Raw genomic sequence first — 19142 nt, forward strand, 5'->3', positions numbered from 1 at the left:
ATGGAACTGACGAGTTTGGTTTGTACTAGCTTTTTTTCGTATGATAGAAATAAACGGGAATGCCTAATAAAGTCAGTCCGATTCCGGTTAGCGCCAATTGCGTTGAATAGATAATCGTCATCACTAAGATAAACGCCCCACCTAAAATCGCAATTAAAGGCAGAATAGGATATAACGGCACTTTATAAGGACGTGGCAAGTCTGGTTGACGCTTGCGCAAAATAAAAACGGCCGCAAAAATCAGGATACTAAAGAACCACATCACAAAAACCAGCATATCGGTTAACAAATCAAAATTGCCTAAAAGCATCATGACTAAAGCGATAGCTAATTGGAATAAAGCCGCTACATAAGGCACAATGGTTCGCTTGGAAAGTCGTTTTAAATAGGAACTAAACGGTAATTCATCATTGACGGCCAAAGCATAAGGGACACGAATACCTGTCATAGTATAACCATTTAGCGCCCCATATACCGAAATCAAAATGCCGATAGTCACTAGCTTCCCACCCAATGCACCAAAAATTAATTGAGCAGCTTGCGAAGCCGCATTTAAATTACCAGCAATATCTGTAATGGGTAAATTTTTTAAAAAGACATAATTAATCAACACATAAATCAAGGTCACAAAGCTTAATCCTAAAATAATTGCTTTAGGTAAATCTTTTTCTGGATGCTTCATTTCACCTGCTACATTGCCAACATTTAGCCAACCATCATAAGCAAATAAAGTCGCAAGTAAAGCTGAAGCAAAGCCAGCCACACTAGTTTTAGGACTCAGTAAGCCTTCTGGTAGGATTGACACCGAAATCTCGCCTGGCTGAAAAACACCCACTAAAACAATCAAAGCAATCGGTAATAATTTAACAATCAGCGTGACTGACTGCACGTTAGCCGCCACTTTTGTTCCTAACAAATTAATCCCGGTCACACTACACCCTGCTACAATCGCAATCGGTAATAAACTAGCAAGTGGTAAATGAAATAAATTGACTAATTGTGTCGCAAAAATGATACTTAAAGCTGCAATATTAGCTGGAAAATAAATAATCATCTGGGCCCAGCCTAGTAAAAAAGCAGGCAGCTTCCCATAAGTCGCTTCTATGTATTTAATTGCCCCACCTGTTTTGGGAATTGCCGTAGCTAACTCTGCTACCGTCAGCCCACCACAAATAGTCAAAATCCCAGCAAACGCCCAAGCATACAACGTAGCCGTAGCGTTTTGTGTATGCATCACAACAGCAGCTACTTTAAAAAAGACCCCTGCACCAATGACCGTACCCATAACAGTCGACAAAGCTCCCAAAAGTGAAATCTCTCTTTTTAATTGTTTTTCATTCATAAATAACCTCTTTATTTTCATAATTATAGATAGAGTATACAGAAAATTTTCTGATAAAGCTATCTTTAATTGAGCAGAAGTTGAGGAAAATGCAGAATCCGTGTTCAACAAGTAACTCCTTCGTCAAATAAGTTAGTCTGGTGAAAAATTTCTATAATCGCTGAATTTTTCTCAGACTAGATCTTATTTGCTCAGAGTTGACCGACTTGCTTCACATCCTTAAATAATCTGTGCTCAGCAGCTAGACACTTCAGCGGATAAGCCAGTCTGGCTAGGAAAGTCTTTACACCTTAGCAGACTTTTCTGCCAGTCTGGAAAACTTATCCGCTCGTGTCTGAGCAAGCTGCTTCACATCCTTAAATCCTTAAATAAAAAGACTGGCGTTGTTTGGTAAACAATCGTCAGTCTTAGAGCAGTAGATAGTTACAAATTAGAAGGTTGTTTCATCGGGATTTTTTGCTTGTCCGGCTACACCTTGCAAAGCATCGATTGCTTGCATATCTTTAGCAGATAGCTCAAAATCAAATAATTGAGCATTTTCAACAATACGTGTAGGAGTTACCGATTTTGGCAATGGTAAAAAGCCTTTTTGTAAGCTCCAGCGTAAAGTCACTTGGGCAACTGATTTTTCATATTTTTCTGCTAATGCTACCAACTCAGGCACAGCTAGTAAGTTTCCTGTACCTAAAGGACTATATGCTTCACTTATCATATCGTGTGCTTGATTATAAGCAACCACTTCTTTTTGTTGATCGCTTGGATTCAAATAAATTTGATTAACAACTGGTTTAATTTTGGCCGTTTTGTACAATGCATCCAAATGTCTAGGCATAAAATTAGAAACACCAATTGATTTAATTTTACCAGCCTTAACTGCTTCTTCCATTGCACGCCAAGCTTCACTATTCGCATCTTGCCAATTTTCTCTAAAAGCAACTGGGTTTGGCCAGTGAATTAAGTATAAATCAAGATAATCTAAACCAAGCGTTTGTAAAGAAGTATCAATGGCCTTTACTGCACGTTCATATGTATGATCAGTATTCCATAGCTTCGTCGTTACAAATAATTCATCACGACGAACGCCACTTTTATGTATTGCACGACCGACTGATGCCTCATTACCATAAATCATCGCCGTATCAATGTGACGATAACCTGCTTTTAAAGCTGCTAAAACCGAGTCTTCAGCCACTTGTCCATCCGGTGTCTGCCAAGTTCCAAAACCAACAACTGGGATTTTCTCACCATTAGCTAGTTTGTAAGTTGAAGTTAAACTCATCGCACTCACTCCTCATTTATAAAAATTACATCTATATTCTACACCTATCAACTATAAAATGCACTTTTTCTGTTTGACGTTTGCAACAATCTATATCAATTAATATAACACAATAAAAACAACTTTTATTATTTAAATAAAATATAAAATCAGCACAAATTCGTTTATTTAGAACTAAAAAAACAAATTAAATAACACGAATGAAAATCATTTAAATTGAATATACATCAAATAACGGTATAATATTAATCGGAAGGGAAAACCCTTCCGATATTTTAGATAGAAAAGAGGGATGATTGATGAAACCACAAAAAAATGTTGTTGATAAAGTAACTACCTTGGATTCCATGCATTTGTCTCTTTTTGCAAAATTAATGATAGACGAACACCCCTTCACTGTCTCAAAACGGGTACATGCTAAAGCACGTGGACGAACACCAGAACTTGGTAAAAAAAGTAGTTTATACAAATTTGGATACTTTACAACAAATATACGACTTTAACCTACTATTTACCACGATTTTAAAGTTAAAGAGAATTGAGAATGTAAAAATAAATTTCATACTCTGAATACCAAAAATTAACCACATATCAATAGAGTCTCCCTTGCTTCTCAGAATTAAAAAGGAGACTCTATTGATAAAATTTTTAAATTTGAGGTATATAGTTATTATCTATAAAAAAACAAAATATTTTTAAACTACTTATATAATTTTCCTAACAATCCAATATCCTCAAAACCCATCTTTTTATATAACTGACTGGCAATTTCATCATAGTAAATTAGATAAACTTTAAACTCTTCCTTACTAAGTTCCTCTGATAAATGTTTTACCAATTCACTTGCATAACCTTTATTTCTATAATGAGAATCCGTCATTACATAGGACAGTGTTGCAACACCAGATTCCTCAGCACCCGTGCTTATTTGTGCCACAAGTTTATCTCCATTATAAATACAATAACTTCTTGAATAATTATCGGCAATTCGGTTTGTAATTTGGTCTTTTAAATCACTATACGTATAAGTTTTTCCTATCTCATCTTGTAGTAACATTTTTATCATATCATCATAATGCTGAGGCAATGCTCGAACAATATTACTTTTCAATTCAAAATCAAAAGAATTTTGACGCTGATATTGAGCAATAAACCCAAATTTTATTTTATAATCAGGCAATAAATTACCAAGTTTAACGATTATACTTCTTTCTGCACAAATGATAGTAGGATTTTCTGAATAGATTAACTGACATAATTCTCTAATATTAAATATTTTTTTTCGAGAATAAATATGCAATCCTGTATAGTATTTCAAAATAACAGACTCTATATCATTGTCATTATATTGTATCCACACTTTAATTTTAGAATTTCTCAACCCATATTTATTTATATTTAAATATAAATAAATAGACTCGTGATACTTATCATCAATATATTCTAATATATTAGATATCTCATATTCATTTATAATATGCTTAATCATGAAATTTCACCTCAAATAGTAGTCTATTTATTGTCTTTCATTTTTATAATATTAAATCATAATCTTAGTGTAATAATATGTGCCTGCTTTGTTAATACAGTTCACCATCAAACAAAAAATGAAAAAAATACCAATCAATAATGTATAAAAAATTATTACATTAAGATTGGTAACTATTCATTAATTTTTCTTTTCACGTCTTACAATTTGATAATTCAATGTACGAAATTTCATTTCAATCTCCTGACCGTTTTTAGTTAGTCGACCTCTTTCTTTGGCATGAATTTTTTTGGCGGTTGTCCATGACTTCGGCAACTCTTGAGCTTGTACAAACTCAACATATTGATCTTCAACATTCATTAATTCTACATCATCTAACGATAAACCTATTATGTCACCAAACATATTTGAAATCCCCCTCTTGTAAGTGTTTAACACTCATTCCCTACTTAAGTATACGTCTAATTTATGGTTAAATACAAGGACTGTTGTCCTAATCTTTCAAATATTTTTTGCATTGTGTCAATCTTGACAGGTCTATTTTTTATTCCATAAGGATCATTGACATAGATAAATTCTTGATCCATTCCAGTTAATACAACAGCATGAATTAATGGTGTTACCTTAATCACTCCACTAGTCGTTGGCCAATCAATAAAATCTTGATCAGTCGGTTCAACTAGATTCACCGTTGCTAAGCTCCAAACAGGGATATCCCGTTGTAAAAGCTGGATAATCTGTGTAAAACTTAACTTCTCACTATGAACGGTAACATCATCATGCACATAGTCCTTAGCTAATTTAGCAATCGGCTCAACAAATACCCCCATCGCTTGCTTGCCTGATTGAATATTCCCTACAAAACCCTCGTATGGATTTCCATAAGTATGGGCATCCACATTAAATGGAACATAATTTAATCTTTGAGCTAATTCATTTTTATTCGTCTGATAGCCATAATATTGCAGTAACATCGATAAGGCCGTTACTTCACAGCCGTTTTCTAACCTATCCCCAGCATTTTGATTCTCCAAAGGAACATCTAAAAGAATGGTGGAATAGGTCGGCTGATTTACTTGACTAATCGATTGAATTGTTTGATGAAACCCCTGCTGTTGTTCGCTATTGGCGCTAACCTGTTGTTTAGCAGTTGGCTTTGAAAACATCACCAAACTAAAAGAAGCTAACAAGACTAGACTAGCTTTACCAATTAATGACTTACGTTTCATCTGCTCAACTCCTTTTACGAGGTTTGACCATTGGCTGCATATAACTTATGAATGATGATTTCTACTCGTCGATTAATTGAGCGTCCTTCATCCGTGCTATTCGTCGCTTTGGGTTTATTTTCAGCATAGGCTTGAATAGAGACCTTATTGCTAGCAATCATTCCGTTATTGATAAAAAAGTTCATTACCGAAATGGCACGCGCAGCTGACAATTCCCAGTTAGAAGCATAGCGACCATTTTCCGGACGATTATCGGTATAACCAGCGATAATAAAATCTTGGTCTAATCCTTTGAAATGTTCACCAACAATCGTTAAATTCTTTTTCACATCATCAGTTAAATCCGCACTTCCCGATGAAAATAAAATTTTACTGGATAAAGCAATGTGAATGCCATCTGATTTTAAATCTACGGATACATCATCAGCAATTTCTGTTGAGTCTAAGGATTTTTCCAATTGTTCACGTAATTTTGCCAATTGTTTATCTTCTAACTTCATCGCCACAGCTGCTTCTTTAGCTTCTTCGCTTTCCTTAGTTTTTTGTTCTTTCACTGGTAAGTTCGGATCAGCGGCATTACCAATCACTGCTTTTCCACTAGACGTACCAATTCCTGAAAAAATCTCAGTAAATTCACTTCTAAATTCATTAAACTTGGCTGTATCCACTTTCGCCATTGCAAATAATACAATAAACAAAGCTAACAGTAAAGTCATCATATCTGAGTAAGGAAGCAACCAGGCTTCATCGACATGTTCTTCATGTTTCTTTTTTCGTTTCATCACTGATTCCTTCTTTAATAATTAATTTTCTTTTCTTTGATCTGGCGCAATAATGCTATTTAATTGTTTTTCAATATTCTTTGGTGAATGACCGGCTTGAATCGCCATTACCCCTTCTAAAATAATCATCTTTTGTTGTATTTCTTCAGCAGATTTAGAATTTAACCGTGAAGCAAATGGAATCATCATTACATAACCAAAGAAAATCCCATATAGAGTGGCTACAAAGGCTGCTTTAATCATGTGACCTAAAGCTTCCACATCACTTAAGTTTCCTAATGCCCCAATCAAACCAATTACGGCTCCCAAAACCCCCAACGTTGGTGAGGTAGAACCCAGTGTTTTAAACATTGCTGCAGCCGAGTGATGTCGTTCCTCAATCCCTGCAATTTCAGTTTCAAGTATTTCACGAATCTGCTCAGCATCCATACCGTCAACCACCATTTCCAACCCCTTCTTTAAAAAAGGATCCTCTAAAGCATTCACTTGTGATTCTAAAGCTAATAAACCATCACGACGAGCCATATTCGCCATCTCAATAATGGACTGAATTAATTCATCACTCTTCACTTCTTTATTGCTAAAAAGTACTCCAAAGATTTTCGGTAAACGTTTAATCTCATTCATCGGATATGAATTAATCAAAGCGGCTGCACTTCCACCAAAAATGATGATGATAGCTGCTGGATTAATTAATACAGCTACATCCGCTCCCTTTACAATCATTCCGATAACAACGGATAAAAATCCCGAGATAATCCCGATAATTAAAAAGATATCCATAATGTAAATTTCCCCCCAAGAAAAAGTTTAACAATTAATTTATCGGAGAAAGATCGATAAATTCAATATCTAAAATTAGAAAAAATGTGAAAAATTATGCAAATTATTTTATTTTAAAGCGTTAAACTATGATTTTTTCTACCGATATAAATTAGCGTGCGCTAAAAATTGCACACTTTAAATTAGCCGTTTCAAGTAATGTAAATTATCTTTTCCCATATTTCGACAAACAGGCATGCGATATTCGCATGCCTGTTTGTTAATGTAAATTTGACATTTAATGTACATTCAAAAATTTTGCATTTTGAATAAGTACAGGAACATTGATTTGTTGACTTAAAGGAATTAATCCTCCTGGATCGCCATAACATAAATCTGCTATTGCAACAGCACGATTTACATCTGCAGAGACATCATAAATACCACTATTCTCCTCTAAATATTTATCAATAATTAAATTATACAGTTCTAATAGTTCAGGTCTCATTGCTTTTATTGTTGTTTTCATAAGTGGGTGTGGTCTCCATAAAAGAACACATTCATCTTCATTGGCAAAAAAATCAATTGTATCTTTTATTTTATACAGCATATTTTCTGAATCTTCTAAAAAAGCTCCAATACTAGTATTATATAATACAACTTTTTTCTTTTCGCCTTTTTCACTATACAACTTTTCTTTCCATTCTATTGGCAAATCAATTTTGCTATTTTTTATTTGAAGTATTTTATCAATCATAGGTGAACCATATGCAAAAATTTTTGATTCCCAATAATCTTTCGTTTCATTTCCATATATATCAGTAAGCACTGTGGTATAATAATTTTTTATATTATCAGATTGCAAGTAAATATAGTCCGCTTGTACAACACCTGAAGTTAAGGCATAATGTTTAATATTTTCATATGCAGCAGCATCATTCTTAGAGGGCTCCATATGTACAAAATATGGTGTATAAGCAACTTTTTGCGTTATTTTTCTTAAATTAGAAATATAAAAATCAGGATGAATACTAGTTATCCTATTATTTTCATCATAAGGATTATGTATGAAAATAACATCTACTAATTCGCTATCCCAGTCTAAATTTTCATAAGAAAACACATCGACATTTTTGGGGAAATCAGCACCTTCATAGACAATATTGTCAAAGCTCCCATCGCTATTTTTCTCAAAATATGGCACTGGCATTACTCTTACCTTAGCTTTTTTATCAGAAATTGCAGATTGCCAGATAGACTCTAGCGCGCTCCACATAGAAGCTTTATATGGCATAAAAATAATGCTTATTTTAGTATCTATCTCGTTAACTATAGAATTTATTTTTGAAAGTGTATCTGTAAAACTAACTATAATTTGGTTTAAATTTATAGGTTTGTTATTCTCTATCAGATAATAAACTGCATAAATTAATTGTTTATATTCATTAACAGACTCTTCAAAAGAAGTTAAGGGTAACTCGACCTTTCTAGCAAACTTCAACAAGTCATCCATGCCTTCATGATTACTCTCCATAGCCTTTATTGCATCATCAAAACGCTTATTCTCCAAAGAATGAAAAAGGATTTTTTGAAGCTCAGTCATCAATTGAAGTAAATGCTTCATTTTATTTTTTATTTGGAATGAAATAGTATTATTTTCATCAATTTGACTACAAATACTTTGCCATATTTTTAAACCATTTTTAGTTTGAGTCTTAGAAATAGAGTCTGTCCTATTTAAAAATAAAGCTAATGAATCATTTAAATTAAATGTCATACCTTCCTTAACTAATTTTCCACAATTAGGCAATTCTAAGTCGTGTTTCTTCAAAATTTTTTCCACCTCATTTCCGTTTATAATAGTAGGTATTTTTATATTATCAATATAAATATATCCCTCATTATCTTGAGTTAGTATTTTATTATCAGTTAATTTTTTCTCAAAATTTAATTTCAAGTTACTATCGATTATAGAAAAATTTTTTAAACAAGTTGTACTTTCTATTTTAACCCAGTGTTGTTCTTTTAACAAAAAACAATAATTTTGCTCATCTTCTTCTACTAAAAATTCTAGTTTTCCATCATTAAAATTCATAGATTTTAACGATGAATAAAGGTCAATAGGTAAACAATCAATTAAACAAATTTTTTGAGTAGCTAAATTAATTGAAAAAAGTAAATTAATCTCACTAGCAACACAGTAAATCGTATCAGTATCAAAAGTTGCTTCTTTAATTAGTAATCTGACATTATTTCTATCCATTATCATTTAATCCTTTTTGTCTAATTTCAATTACATCTTTTTTATCATTAAAATCCTGTATCGTCCTACATATTTCCCTAGATACTTGCGCTGATATATTCATAATTTTTGAGTTATAACTTTTGATCTGATTAATAAACGCGATAATTTCATAACGAATTCCTTCACCTTCCAAGGTATAATAATAGCGTTTATTTTCTCTATAATCTTCAAATCTCACCTCAAAATAATCCATTTTCCACCATGGTGCAGGCACATAAATATATCCCTCTGTTCCAGTAATAACCATACTTCCTTCTGATTTAACTCCTTTACCTATCGTAATTGTTGCAACAGAATTTGAATAGATAAAAATCAATTTACTAAATAAATCAAATGTTTTATTACAATCTAAATAATGTGTAATAATTTTTTTAGATTGATAATTTATTCCTAATAACTGAAAAATTGGCAACATAGCTGTTGGACCCCACGCAGTCATAGAATTCCACTTTGTTTTTACATCTAATCCACTAATAGAGTTTTTATCAGCTAAACTAGTACAAGTTACATCTATAGAAACTACATCTCCAATAATTCCACTTTTTAATAACAAAAAAAGACGTGAGTATGCTGTGGAGTATGCTGTTTTAATTGCATCCATTAATACACATTTGTTTGTATCAGCTATCTTTAATAATTCATCATATTTTTTGGCATTTTGTGCAATTGGTGATTCACATAATACGTGCTTTCCACACTCTAAAGCTTTTTTTATTAAAAAATAACGGTCATTCGGATGCCCCTCAATATATATAGCATCCACTCTAGCAAGTAATTCACTGTAATTACTTGTAATAAATGAAATATCATCAAATACTGATTTTTCTAAATATCTAAAGGTTGAACAAACACCAACTACATCAACACCATTAACAAATGTGCATTCTTGCTTGAATTTACGGATAAGTGTTTCACCTACTAAACCTAGCTTTAATCTTTTTTGTTTACTTCTGATATCTGAGCTAGATATTCCTTCAGTGCGAGGTAAATAAACAACTTCACAATATTCCTTTAAATAATCAAATTTTCCCTTCCAATCTGATCCGACAGTAAATATATCGATATTTAAATTTTTTATATCATCAATTTTTTGACCTTCATACTCTTCAATTATAATTTCATCTGCAAGACCTAATTCTTTAATAGCTTCAATCCTCTCCATTAAAGACTGTTGAACATTGATTTTTCCTCTATTTTTATCAAAATCAGTAGTTGTCACTCCGACAATTAAATAATCTCCTAATGCTTTTGCTTTTTTTAAAAGATTAATGTGCCCTTCATGTAACAAATCGTATGTGCCATATGTAATTACCTTAATCATTGTACGTCTCATTCCTTTTTGAAAAATTTAAACAGTACATAAAATATTTTTTTATTATTTAAGACTCAAATAATTATTTTGGGAAAATAATTTTTACAGTAGGATTATGACTATTTCTTTTTTCTTTTGGGGGTAACATTAAATAATCACCATAGATAAATTTTAATATTTTATCATATTCTTTAAATACTTTAAAAACAGTATCTTCAAACTCTAATTCTGTAAATTCCTCCATTGCATACGCAGGAATACCGTATTTGCATCTTTTAAGGTTTGGATAATACATTTGACTAATTAATTCTGACGGTTGTTTATATATTAATTTATTTGCAAAAGAAAATATTAAATTTCTTGGTATAATATACAATATTCTGTACCATATTCGCAAAAGAGTATGTGGTGCGCTCACCATTCCAGCCTCAGAGTATAGGCATTTTCTAATTATCAAAAAAATAAAATTATAAAATATACGTAACAAGATATTATTTGGAACATTATAGAGTACAAACAAATCAATGCAAATTCCATTTTGATATTTCATATGTTCCTGACCTTTACGTATAAATGCTGAATTTTTTCGTCTGAGTTTTGCATAGCCCCATCTATAATTAGGATCGGTACGATAATCCTGTAGAAAAAATTTTTCTGTATTTAAATCATTTTTGCATGCTTCAAAAAATTTTTGATACTCTTTTGGTCTAAAAGCTATATCCGCATCATCATCCCATGGAATAAATCCTTTATGTCTAACCGCCCCTAATAAAGTACCTGCATATAAAGAATAGTCAATATTATTTTTTCTACATATTCTATCTACTTCCTTTAAAAGTTCCAACTCTGTTAATTGTAACTTGCGCAACTTATTGTCTGTTAAATGTTCCATTTCTACGTTTAACACCTCTATAAAATATTCCTTCTGCATAAATCCTTAAACGCTAAAATTAACTTTTCGTTATCTTCTATATTTAAAAAACCAATATGTCCAACTCTAAAAATTTTATCTTTCAGCTCTCCACCATTTGGACAAACCCAAATATCATACTCATTTTTTAATATTACGAATAATTCATAAGCCGAAATATTCTCAGGAATAATTGGGGTTATAGCGTTTGATAATGATAAAAAAGGTATTTTAAGAGGCAAAGATTCAATTTCTTTCCTAAAATGCTGAGCTAGCATACGTACACGGGATATTTCAGTATCAACCCCTCCATTATTATCAATCTCTCTTAATCGACTATACAACTGAATTAGTATACTAACAGCAGGAGTAAAAGGAGTTTGTCCTCTATATGAATTATTTAAATACTCGTTTAAATCAAAATATAGACTACTTACTTTATTTCTTTTTATTCGATCAATTGCTTCTGGAGTCACTACAATAATCCCTATTCCCGGGGGACATGCTAAAGCTTTTTGAGAGGCTGTAATCATAACTTGGACATTATTTTTTTTCATAGAAAAAGAATCTGCTAAAAACGAACTAATAGCATCTACAACCAAAAATAAATTATTCCTATTACAAAAATCACTAATTAAATCCAGGTCGTATAATATACCTGTTGAAGTCTCATGAATATTTACCAAAAATCCTGTATATTTTTTATTGGCATACTTCTCTAAATCCAATTCTCTTAAAGGCTGTCCGTATTCCAATTTAATTTCTTGATATGGAATTTTATGGATTTTACAAATTTTAACAAATCTTTCTCCAAAATTTCCACCATTTACAATCAATAATCTATCATTTTTATTAAACAAATTCATTATTGAGGCTTCCATAGCGGAGCTACCAGAACCAGTTAAAAATAATGATTGAGATCCATCGGGAGCATCAGAAAATCTAAGCATAAGTCTATTGCATTCCAACATAAGATTAGAAAATTCCTCAGTTCTAAAATAAGGAATTTGTTCAAAACCTATTTGTCTAATTGTATCGCTCATTTGAACTGGTCCAACTGTAAAGTTTAACATTTATTTTCACCACTTTAATTATTATTTAAAAAGCAGAGTAAAATCGACGTTGATTTTTTTTTACTCTGCTACTTTTCATTATATCCTTATTTATATATGTTAGAAATTAATATTGCTCTGTATTTACACAAAATTACACTTCCAATTGTTTCCAGGTAGCTAGTAATTCTTCAACCATACCTTCGATTTTTTCAACAACTACCTTGTCCTTTTTAAGATTAGCTAGTAGCAGTTGATTATTGATATACTCATATAGCTGGATAAATTGTTGGGCAACCTCGCCGCCGACTTCTTCATTAATGCTATAACGCAATTCAGAAATAATATCTTGCGCTCGAACTAACTTGTTGTGAGCTAAATTGACATCCTCTCTATCAATTGCTAAAGCCGCTTGTTTTAAATTTTTGATACAACCTTCCAATAATAATTCGATTAATCGTTTTGGTGAGGCTTGCATCACTTCGTTTGCGAGATAATTATTTTGATATACTGAATAATTCATTGTTTTATCTTTCCTTATCTACTAATATTCTAATTCAATTCCTGATAATTCTTCTAACGGAATATAGGTTTTAGCTTTTTTTCCAGATTGATTAATTCTAGCAATCTCTTTAGAAAAAGCTTTTTTTTCTTCATTTCCTCGACTGATTACTTTTTGATACAAAGCAGTAATTTGCATTAATAATTCAGTATCTTCCTCTGATAAAATCTCTAAATTACTCTGAAAGTTTTCAAATAAATCAGCAATTTTATCAAAAGTTTCACTACTTTCAATTAGAGACGATTGTTGATTTAATTCTTGTAATAAAGATAATGTTTGCTGTAATTTTTCATTCATATATTTTACTCGCTAATTATTATTACCGCTTTGAGCTGTAAAATATTTCATCTGCTCTTCTGCTTGCATCATAGCTGCATCAAGTTTGGTAAACATATTTACATAGTAGGTACGTTTAGTTGTCAAATAATCATCAAATCGTTCAATTTGTTTATTTAAATCTTTAATCAGCGAATCAAAGCTTTCTGTTCTACTCTTTAATAACCCTTTAATTGTTTGTCCCGAACTACTTACACTATCTTCTAAGTAACCGTTTAATAGTTGCAACATATTTCCAGCATAACCCGATGGAGTTGTGGTACTATTTGAAGTCGAAGAAGCAGTAGAATCGTTTTGATCTGGACCATTGAAAAATTCTTTCACCGCATTAGGATTATCCGTCAAAGCTTTTTTCAACTTACTTTGATCTAGAGTCATCACACCATTACGATCAATTGAGATACCAATTTGATTTACTTTTAATGTGCTATCGGCAGGATTAGCTGAACCATAACTTCTTAATTGCGTTTGTAAACGCATCATCAATGAATCACCAACTAAAGCTCCTTGTTTATTAGTACTTGAGCTAGTATCTGTGGATACTTTAGGCGTTCCTACATCTAGTGAATCATCGATTAATGAATACGTACTATTATATTGATCAACAAAACTTTGTACTGCTGAGACTGTCTTGTCTACATCATCAGTTAATTCTAGATGAACAGTAGTATTTTCTGCCGTTGTTTGCTTTAAAGTCAGTGTGACACCATCTACCAGGTCACTTACATTATTACTCTGACTAGACATCTTTACACCATTAACAGAGAAAAAAGCATTTTTTCCTAAGGTTAATTGGGCAGCATTATTAGTTGCACTTGTACTTAAACCTAAAGCTTGTGATACAGCATTATCACCCACAGCTATACTCTTCTCGCCAGTTTCTGTATTACTTAATACTAAACGACCATCCATCACTACTGCTGAAATACCCGAATCAGTTGATTTTTTATTAATTTTATTCGCAATATCAGATAAAGTATCTGTATCTGATATTGATATATCAAAAGTAAGATTATTTCCTTCACTATCTACTTTACTTGAAATTAAGTTAAGTGTCCCAGTAGCATTCATGGCTATTTTAGCATTATCTGCTATTTTTGCCCCGACTAAACGTGTATTTGTTGCTAATTGACTTACTTGTAAATCATAAGTTCCAGCAATTGATGAAGTTCCCCCAGAAATGGTTGCAATTGCTTCATTTGATGAAGTCTCTTTCTTACTTGCAAAAGTCTCCGAGTTGGTTAAATCTTTTAATTTACTTAATAAATTGCTTAATCGTGAACGCACATCACTATACGCTGTTTTTTGAGACTCTACACTACTTATTCTGGATTGAGCGCGTAATTTACCAACTGATTCAGCTTCAATCAATTTATCAATTTGATCAGAACCTATTCCACTGTATGTTCCTAATGTACTACTAATTCCCGATGAACTTGTAATTGTCGCCATAAAATCTCTCTCCTTATTTTATTTTAGTAAATTTTGTATAATTTTTAAATTTTCATCATTTGGGGTAATTTCAACCAATTCCTGATATAATACTTTGGCTTCAGTTAAATTTCCTTCACTAATTAGTTTTAAAATATCCTGTTTTACTCGACTAGCTAATCGAGATAATTCATCTTCAATACTTTGCTGTTTTCGTAAATCTTGTTCAGCAGACGCAAGCAATTTGTTAACCAATTCCTTAGATTCTGGATAAATCATTAATCCTTCTTTTAATAGTTGAATGTATTCAATATATTGTTGGTTCTCTTTACATTGCAAAGCTTGTTCTAAAAGTGCTAACCAATGATATTCTGCTGGTAGTAACATTGTTTCTTCAATAAATACTTTTTCATTATACAATTGGATAACTAATTGTTGTCCATAGTTAAGATAGCTATCCACATATTGGTTCAGTTCATTAGTAGTTGTACTCGGATTTAAAACAATTAGTTTTAACAATTGATAAACCAGATAATTGCCAACTACTGTATCTTGCATAGTTTCTGCCAAAGAAAAGATAAACTGATTTTTTGAATGAAAATCCTGAGAGAAATAACGATCTATAAAGTAACAAAAAGTATCTAATTCATTCTGATTAGCTGTTTTTAGAATATAATATGGCGAAATCTCTTTTTGAATCAACGTAATCAAATATTCTTCAATTCCAGGCTCATAATTTTGAACAGTTGCTTTTAATTTTTCAAAGCATGCCTTATTATTTATCTTATATTTTTGATAGACAAAATAACAAGATTCACTTTGAATCTCACTCAACCATTTGCTTAATTGTAATTTCTCCTCTTTTTTTAAATCAAATTGTATAGTTTGACAAAGCTGAATAAATTCAATTTCGATATTTTTTTCTACACACAATTTATGCAAAGATAAGAATACACCCTGATTTTTTTCTGAAATACTTGCCTTTATAAATGAAAGAATTGTCTTTTGTTCTAAATAATCAATTAATTTAAAATCAATTTTTTTATAGATAGAACATAATAAAGCATAATTGTAGCTAGACTCCAAAGTAGCAATCAATAATTTAAAGCAATACTTTAATGATTCCTTACTCAAATACTCCATATGCATCGGTGTATAAATCTCAAAATATTCCTGCATATTTTTTTGATAATATTGAATAATTTCTTGTATTCTTATAAAATAATCAATTGCTTTACTATAGTTACATAAGGTTAATTGATTAATAAATCGAATATACGTCTCAAGCCCTTCAAAAAACTGATTCTTTTTTAATAAGTAATGATATTTTTCCAATACTACAGTAGATTGAGGAATATTCCCTGATTTTTGATAAAATTCCGCTAAAAATACAATGATATCAATTAATGCTTTTTGTTGAAAAAAAGCTAAGTCACTAAACTGCTGGGAATCAAAAGCAACCAATGCTTGCTCAGATAATTGAATTTTTTTGATTAACTGACTTCCAGGTAAAGCAATAATCATCTGCAACCAAGCAGCAAAATTTAAACAATCCTTTTCCACTTCTTTTTCTAATAAGGATTCATTTCGATTGGTTTTATCTAATACATGTACATAACCAAAATGGTGTACAAAAACGGATGTTTCATACATAGGAACAGTTGTAGGAACAAAATATTCATGAATTTTCCCTTGAAAAGTGGCTCCTTCAACTAAACGAAATAAACGTAATGATTTGCGCAGATTGTATTTATTACCTGTATAATCAATATAATCTCTTCCTTGAATCTCCACCGCACGATAATAATTATATTTACTTTCATCACTAAAAAAATCAATAAGCGCAGTCACATTATCAAAATACTCATCATCATCAAAGTACATAAACCATTGACCTTGACATTCTCTTAATCCTGCGTTTCTAGCCGCTGCAAAATCATCACACCATTCAAAATGCACAATTTTATCGGCATACTCTCTAGCAATCGCTAACGAACCATCGCTCTTTTCTTCACCAACAGTATCCACAATAATCAATTCACTAGGAACTTGTTCTAGCAATGGTCGAATAGATTCCATACATTTTTCAATTGTCTGAATGTTATTAGAGACCAATAGCGAAATACTTAAAAGACATTCACCCCTGGCAATACGGTTAATTCTTCCTGGTTGATTTATCTCAATTCCTGTAATCATTTATCTTCTCCCCAAAACAAAAATAGTCGATTCACCAAAGTAAATCGACTATTTTTCATATAATTTAAGTCTAAACAATTAATTAACCTTGTAATAAGCTTAATACACTGTTTGGCATTGAATTTGCTTGAGCCAACATTGAAGTAGCAGCTTGAGAAAGGATGTTAGATTTAGTGAAGCTCATCATTTCTTCAGCCATATCTACGTCACGGATACGTGAGTTAGCATCTGATAAGTTTTCGGTTGCAGAAGTTAAATTATTAATTGTGTGTTCTAAACGGTTTTGAACTGAACCTAATTCTGAACGTTGTGTTGATACAGTATTAATTGCTTTATCGATAATACTCATTGCATTTGTTCCACCAGCAGTTAAGTTATTTACACCTAAAGCTGTTGCATTCATGCCACCGATTGATACTGAAATTGTTTGGTTATCATTGGCACCGATTTGGAATTTGAAAGCAGTTGTGCCTGTAGCAGAATTACCAGAGAATAATTTCAATGTGTTAAATTCTGTATCAGTTGCAACACGAGTGATTTCTTTCTTCAATTGATCAAATTCTTTAGTAATTTGCGTTTTGTCATCAGCAGTTAAAGTACCGTTGTGTGCTTGAACTGCAAGGTCACGCATACGACCTAACATGCTGTGAGTTTCGTTTAACGCACCTTCAGCAGTTTGGATTAATGAAATACCATCTTGCGCATTACGTTTTGCTTGTTTCATCCCACCGATTTGGCCTTTCATTTTTTCTGAAATTGCTAAACCTGCAGCGTCATCCCCAGCTTTGTTGATACGTAAACCAGATGATAATTTTGCTAATGAGCTTGCTTTTGAAGCATTAGCAGAAGTTAAACGACCATAAGTATTCATTGCAGCTACGTTTGTATTAATTCTCATGTGAATTTCCTCCTAAGATTTTCTTTTTATTCTTTTCAAAGAGTATAATCGGTAGTTTTGTTAAAAGTTTAAGTCTTTTTTGAAAAATATTTTTTATCCTTAATAACAATTTCTCCAATAACTCTCACACCAATATCATCGGTAAATAGCATTTAGAGTTTAAGTCTTTTTTGAAAAAATTTTTGATTGACAGACGTTTTCATTCGTTTAACAACATTGTAAAGTTTTTTTTTGACTTAACTATTCCAATTTTTGTGCTAATTGTTAATAATTAGATTAAATATAAAGATGATAAAAAAACAGAGAATTAGTCTAAAAACCAACTCTCTGCTTATAAAAACATTTTTATCTCACATAATCCAAAATCGTTGTTTGCATAATCTTAGTACCCATTGACATGGTCGCTTTATAGGCTAACATTTGATTTTGAAATTCCATATATTTCTCCGTTACATCGACATCTTGACGATTGGAGAGACCTTCTTTTAGATTCAGGTTCTCAGCAGCATTTCGATCAGAAGCCGCTTGTAAACGATTATAGACTGAGCCAATCTTCGTTCTCACGTTAACAAAATTATCGCGATAAACATCCGCTTCTTTCATCAAATCTCCTGCAAAAGCTGTACGATCATCATTTTTAAAGGCAGTCATGACTTTATTAAAGAAAGTATTCAAATCATTACCACCTTGTTGATGCATCAGTAAATTACCGTCTGTCACTAGATTCACCGTTACCCCATCGGCAATCTCTCTTGGTAAATTCACGTTTGAACCATTATAGCTAATGCCAATGGTCTCACCATTAGCATCCTTTTGCACAGCAAAAGGTGGTTCCGTCGTCTTATCACCAGCAAAAAGATAACGACCATCATAATTGGTATTTAGTGCTTCAACGATACCTTCAATATTTTGCTGGATTTCTGCTTTATTCGCCGCTAATTCATCTGTTGAATTGGTTGCATTCGCTGAGGATTGAATTAGATTGCGAATTCGTAGCATCGAATTACTCACACTAGCCAACACACTATCTTGTGAATTACTCCAAGAAATACTGTCTTTGATTTCTAAAGCTTGGGTTTCATTACGATCAATCGCAACATTAAAGTTCATAATTTTAGAAACAGCCAATGGATCTTCTGAAGATTTGCTGACTTCCTTCATGCTGGATAGTTGATCCATCGTTTTGTGCGCACGAGTATCAGCTGTACTTAAATTTTTCAAAAAATCAACATAGGCTGAATTGGTTGAAATTCTCAT

Annotated in this window: 18 protein-coding genes; 1 reads left to right on the forward strand and 17 read right to left on the reverse strand. The window is 31.9% G+C overall.

The features are described from left to right. Positions 1-25: 25 nt before the first annotated feature. Positions 26-1342, reverse strand: coding sequence for an APC family permease (locus RK02_RS08655; protein WP_016183856.1), 1317 nt, complete (start codon positions 1340-1342; stop codon positions 26-28). Positions 1343-1772: 430 nt separating this feature from the next. Further along, positions 1773-2621, reverse strand: a complete 849-nt coding sequence (locus RK02_RS08660) for an aldo/keto reductase (RefSeq protein ID WP_016183857.1) — start codon at positions 2619-2621, stop codon at positions 1773-1775. 299 nt (positions 2622-2920) lie between these two features. Here RK02_RS08660 and RK02_RS08665 point away from each other — a divergent pair, with 299 nt between their 5' ends. After that, complete coding sequence (locus tag RK02_RS08665; RefSeq protein ID WP_016183858.1) at positions 2921-3124, forward strand: hypothetical protein; 204 nt, start codon at positions 2921-2923, stop codon at positions 3122-3124. Between the two features lie 197 nt (positions 3125-3321). On the opposite strand, the gene RK02_RS08670 is transcribed toward RK02_RS08665, so the two are convergent. From RK02_RS08670 to RK02_RS08740, 15 genes are all read right to left on the reverse strand, one after another. Beyond that, entirely contained in the window at positions 3322-4110 is a 789-nt protein-coding gene (locus RK02_RS08670) for a GNAT family N-acetyltransferase (RefSeq protein WP_016183859.1), read from the reverse strand. Between the two features lie 180 nt (positions 4111-4290). Beyond that, positions 4291-4515: a hypothetical protein gene (locus tag RK02_RS08675; protein ID WP_016183860.1), complete on the reverse strand. Its 225-nt coding sequence runs from the start codon at positions 4513-4515 to the stop codon at positions 4291-4293. Between the two features lie 56 nt (positions 4516-4571). After that, positions 4572-5339: a C39 family peptidase gene (locus RK02_RS08680; protein WP_016183861.1), complete on the reverse strand. Its 768-nt coding sequence runs from the start codon at positions 5337-5339 to the stop codon at positions 4572-4574. A gap of 14 nt (positions 5340-5353) precedes the next feature. Next, a complete protein-coding gene (locus RK02_RS08685; protein WP_016183862.1) occupies positions 5354-6121 on the reverse strand; it encodes an OmpA/MotB family protein in 768 nt (255 codons plus the stop codon). A gap of 21 nt (positions 6122-6142) precedes the next feature. After that, entirely contained in the window at positions 6143-6904 is a 762-nt protein-coding gene (motA, locus tag RK02_RS08690) for a flagellar motor stator protein MotA (RefSeq protein ID WP_016183863.1), read from the reverse strand. 277 nt (positions 6905-7181) lie between these two features. Continuing rightward, on the reverse strand, positions 7182-9146 hold the full coding sequence (locus tag RK02_RS08695) for a hypothetical protein (protein WP_016183864.1): 1965 nt from the start codon (positions 9144-9146) through the stop codon (positions 7182-7184). Then, the gene (locus RK02_RS08700; RefSeq protein ID WP_016183865.1) at positions 9139-10509 is read right to left on the reverse strand and encodes an adenylyltransferase/cytidyltransferase family protein; all 1371 of its coding nucleotides are present in this window, start codon (positions 10507-10509) and stop codon (positions 9139-9141) included. Before RK02_RS08700 ends, RK02_RS08695 begins: the two co-directional genes overlap by 8 nt. Positions 10510-10582: 73 nt before the next feature. After that, a complete protein-coding gene (locus tag RK02_RS08705; RefSeq protein ID WP_245555711.1) occupies positions 10583-11392 on the reverse strand; it encodes a LicD family protein in 810 nt (269 codons plus the stop codon). Positions 11393-11409: 17 nt separating this feature from the next. Beyond that, positions 11410-12483 (reverse strand): pyridoxal-phosphate-dependent aminotransferase family protein, encoded by a 1074-nt coding sequence (locus tag RK02_RS08710; protein ID WP_018451754.1) that lies wholly within the window; start codon positions 12481-12483, stop codon positions 11410-11412. Positions 12484-12616: 133 nt separating this feature from the next. Next, complete coding sequence (fliS, locus tag RK02_RS08715) at positions 12617-12985, reverse strand: flagellar export chaperone FliS (RefSeq protein ID WP_016183868.1); 369 nt, start codon at positions 12983-12985, stop codon at positions 12617-12619. Between the two features lie 21 nt (positions 12986-13006). Then, positions 13007-13321, reverse strand: coding sequence for a hypothetical protein (locus RK02_RS08720; RefSeq protein WP_016183869.1), 315 nt, complete (start codon positions 13319-13321; stop codon positions 13007-13009). Positions 13322-13333: 12 nt separating this feature from the next. Further along, entirely contained in the window at positions 13334-14812 is a 1479-nt protein-coding gene (gene fliD / locus RK02_RS08725) for a flagellar filament capping protein FliD (RefSeq protein ID WP_016183870.1), read from the reverse strand. An 18-nt stretch (positions 14813-14830) separates the two neighbouring features. Then, positions 14831-16987 (reverse strand): glycosyltransferase, encoded by a 2157-nt coding sequence (locus RK02_RS08730; protein ID WP_016183871.1) that lies wholly within the window; start codon positions 16985-16987, stop codon positions 14831-14833. 82 nt (positions 16988-17069) lie between these two features. Next, complete coding sequence (locus tag RK02_RS08735) at positions 17070-17885, reverse strand: flagellin N-terminal helical domain-containing protein (RefSeq protein ID WP_016183872.1); 816 nt, start codon at positions 17883-17885, stop codon at positions 17070-17072. Positions 17886-18230: 345 nt separating this feature from the next. Then, positions 18231-19142 (reverse strand): flagellin N-terminal helical domain-containing protein, encoded by a 912-nt coding sequence (locus tag RK02_RS08740; RefSeq protein WP_016183873.1) that lies wholly within the window; start codon positions 19140-19142, stop codon positions 18231-18233.

The organism is Enterococcus columbae DSM 7374 = ATCC 51263 (assembly GCF_000406925.1).
GTDB lineage: Bacteria > Bacillota > Bacilli > Lactobacillales > Enterococcaceae > Enterococcus_E > Enterococcus_E columbae.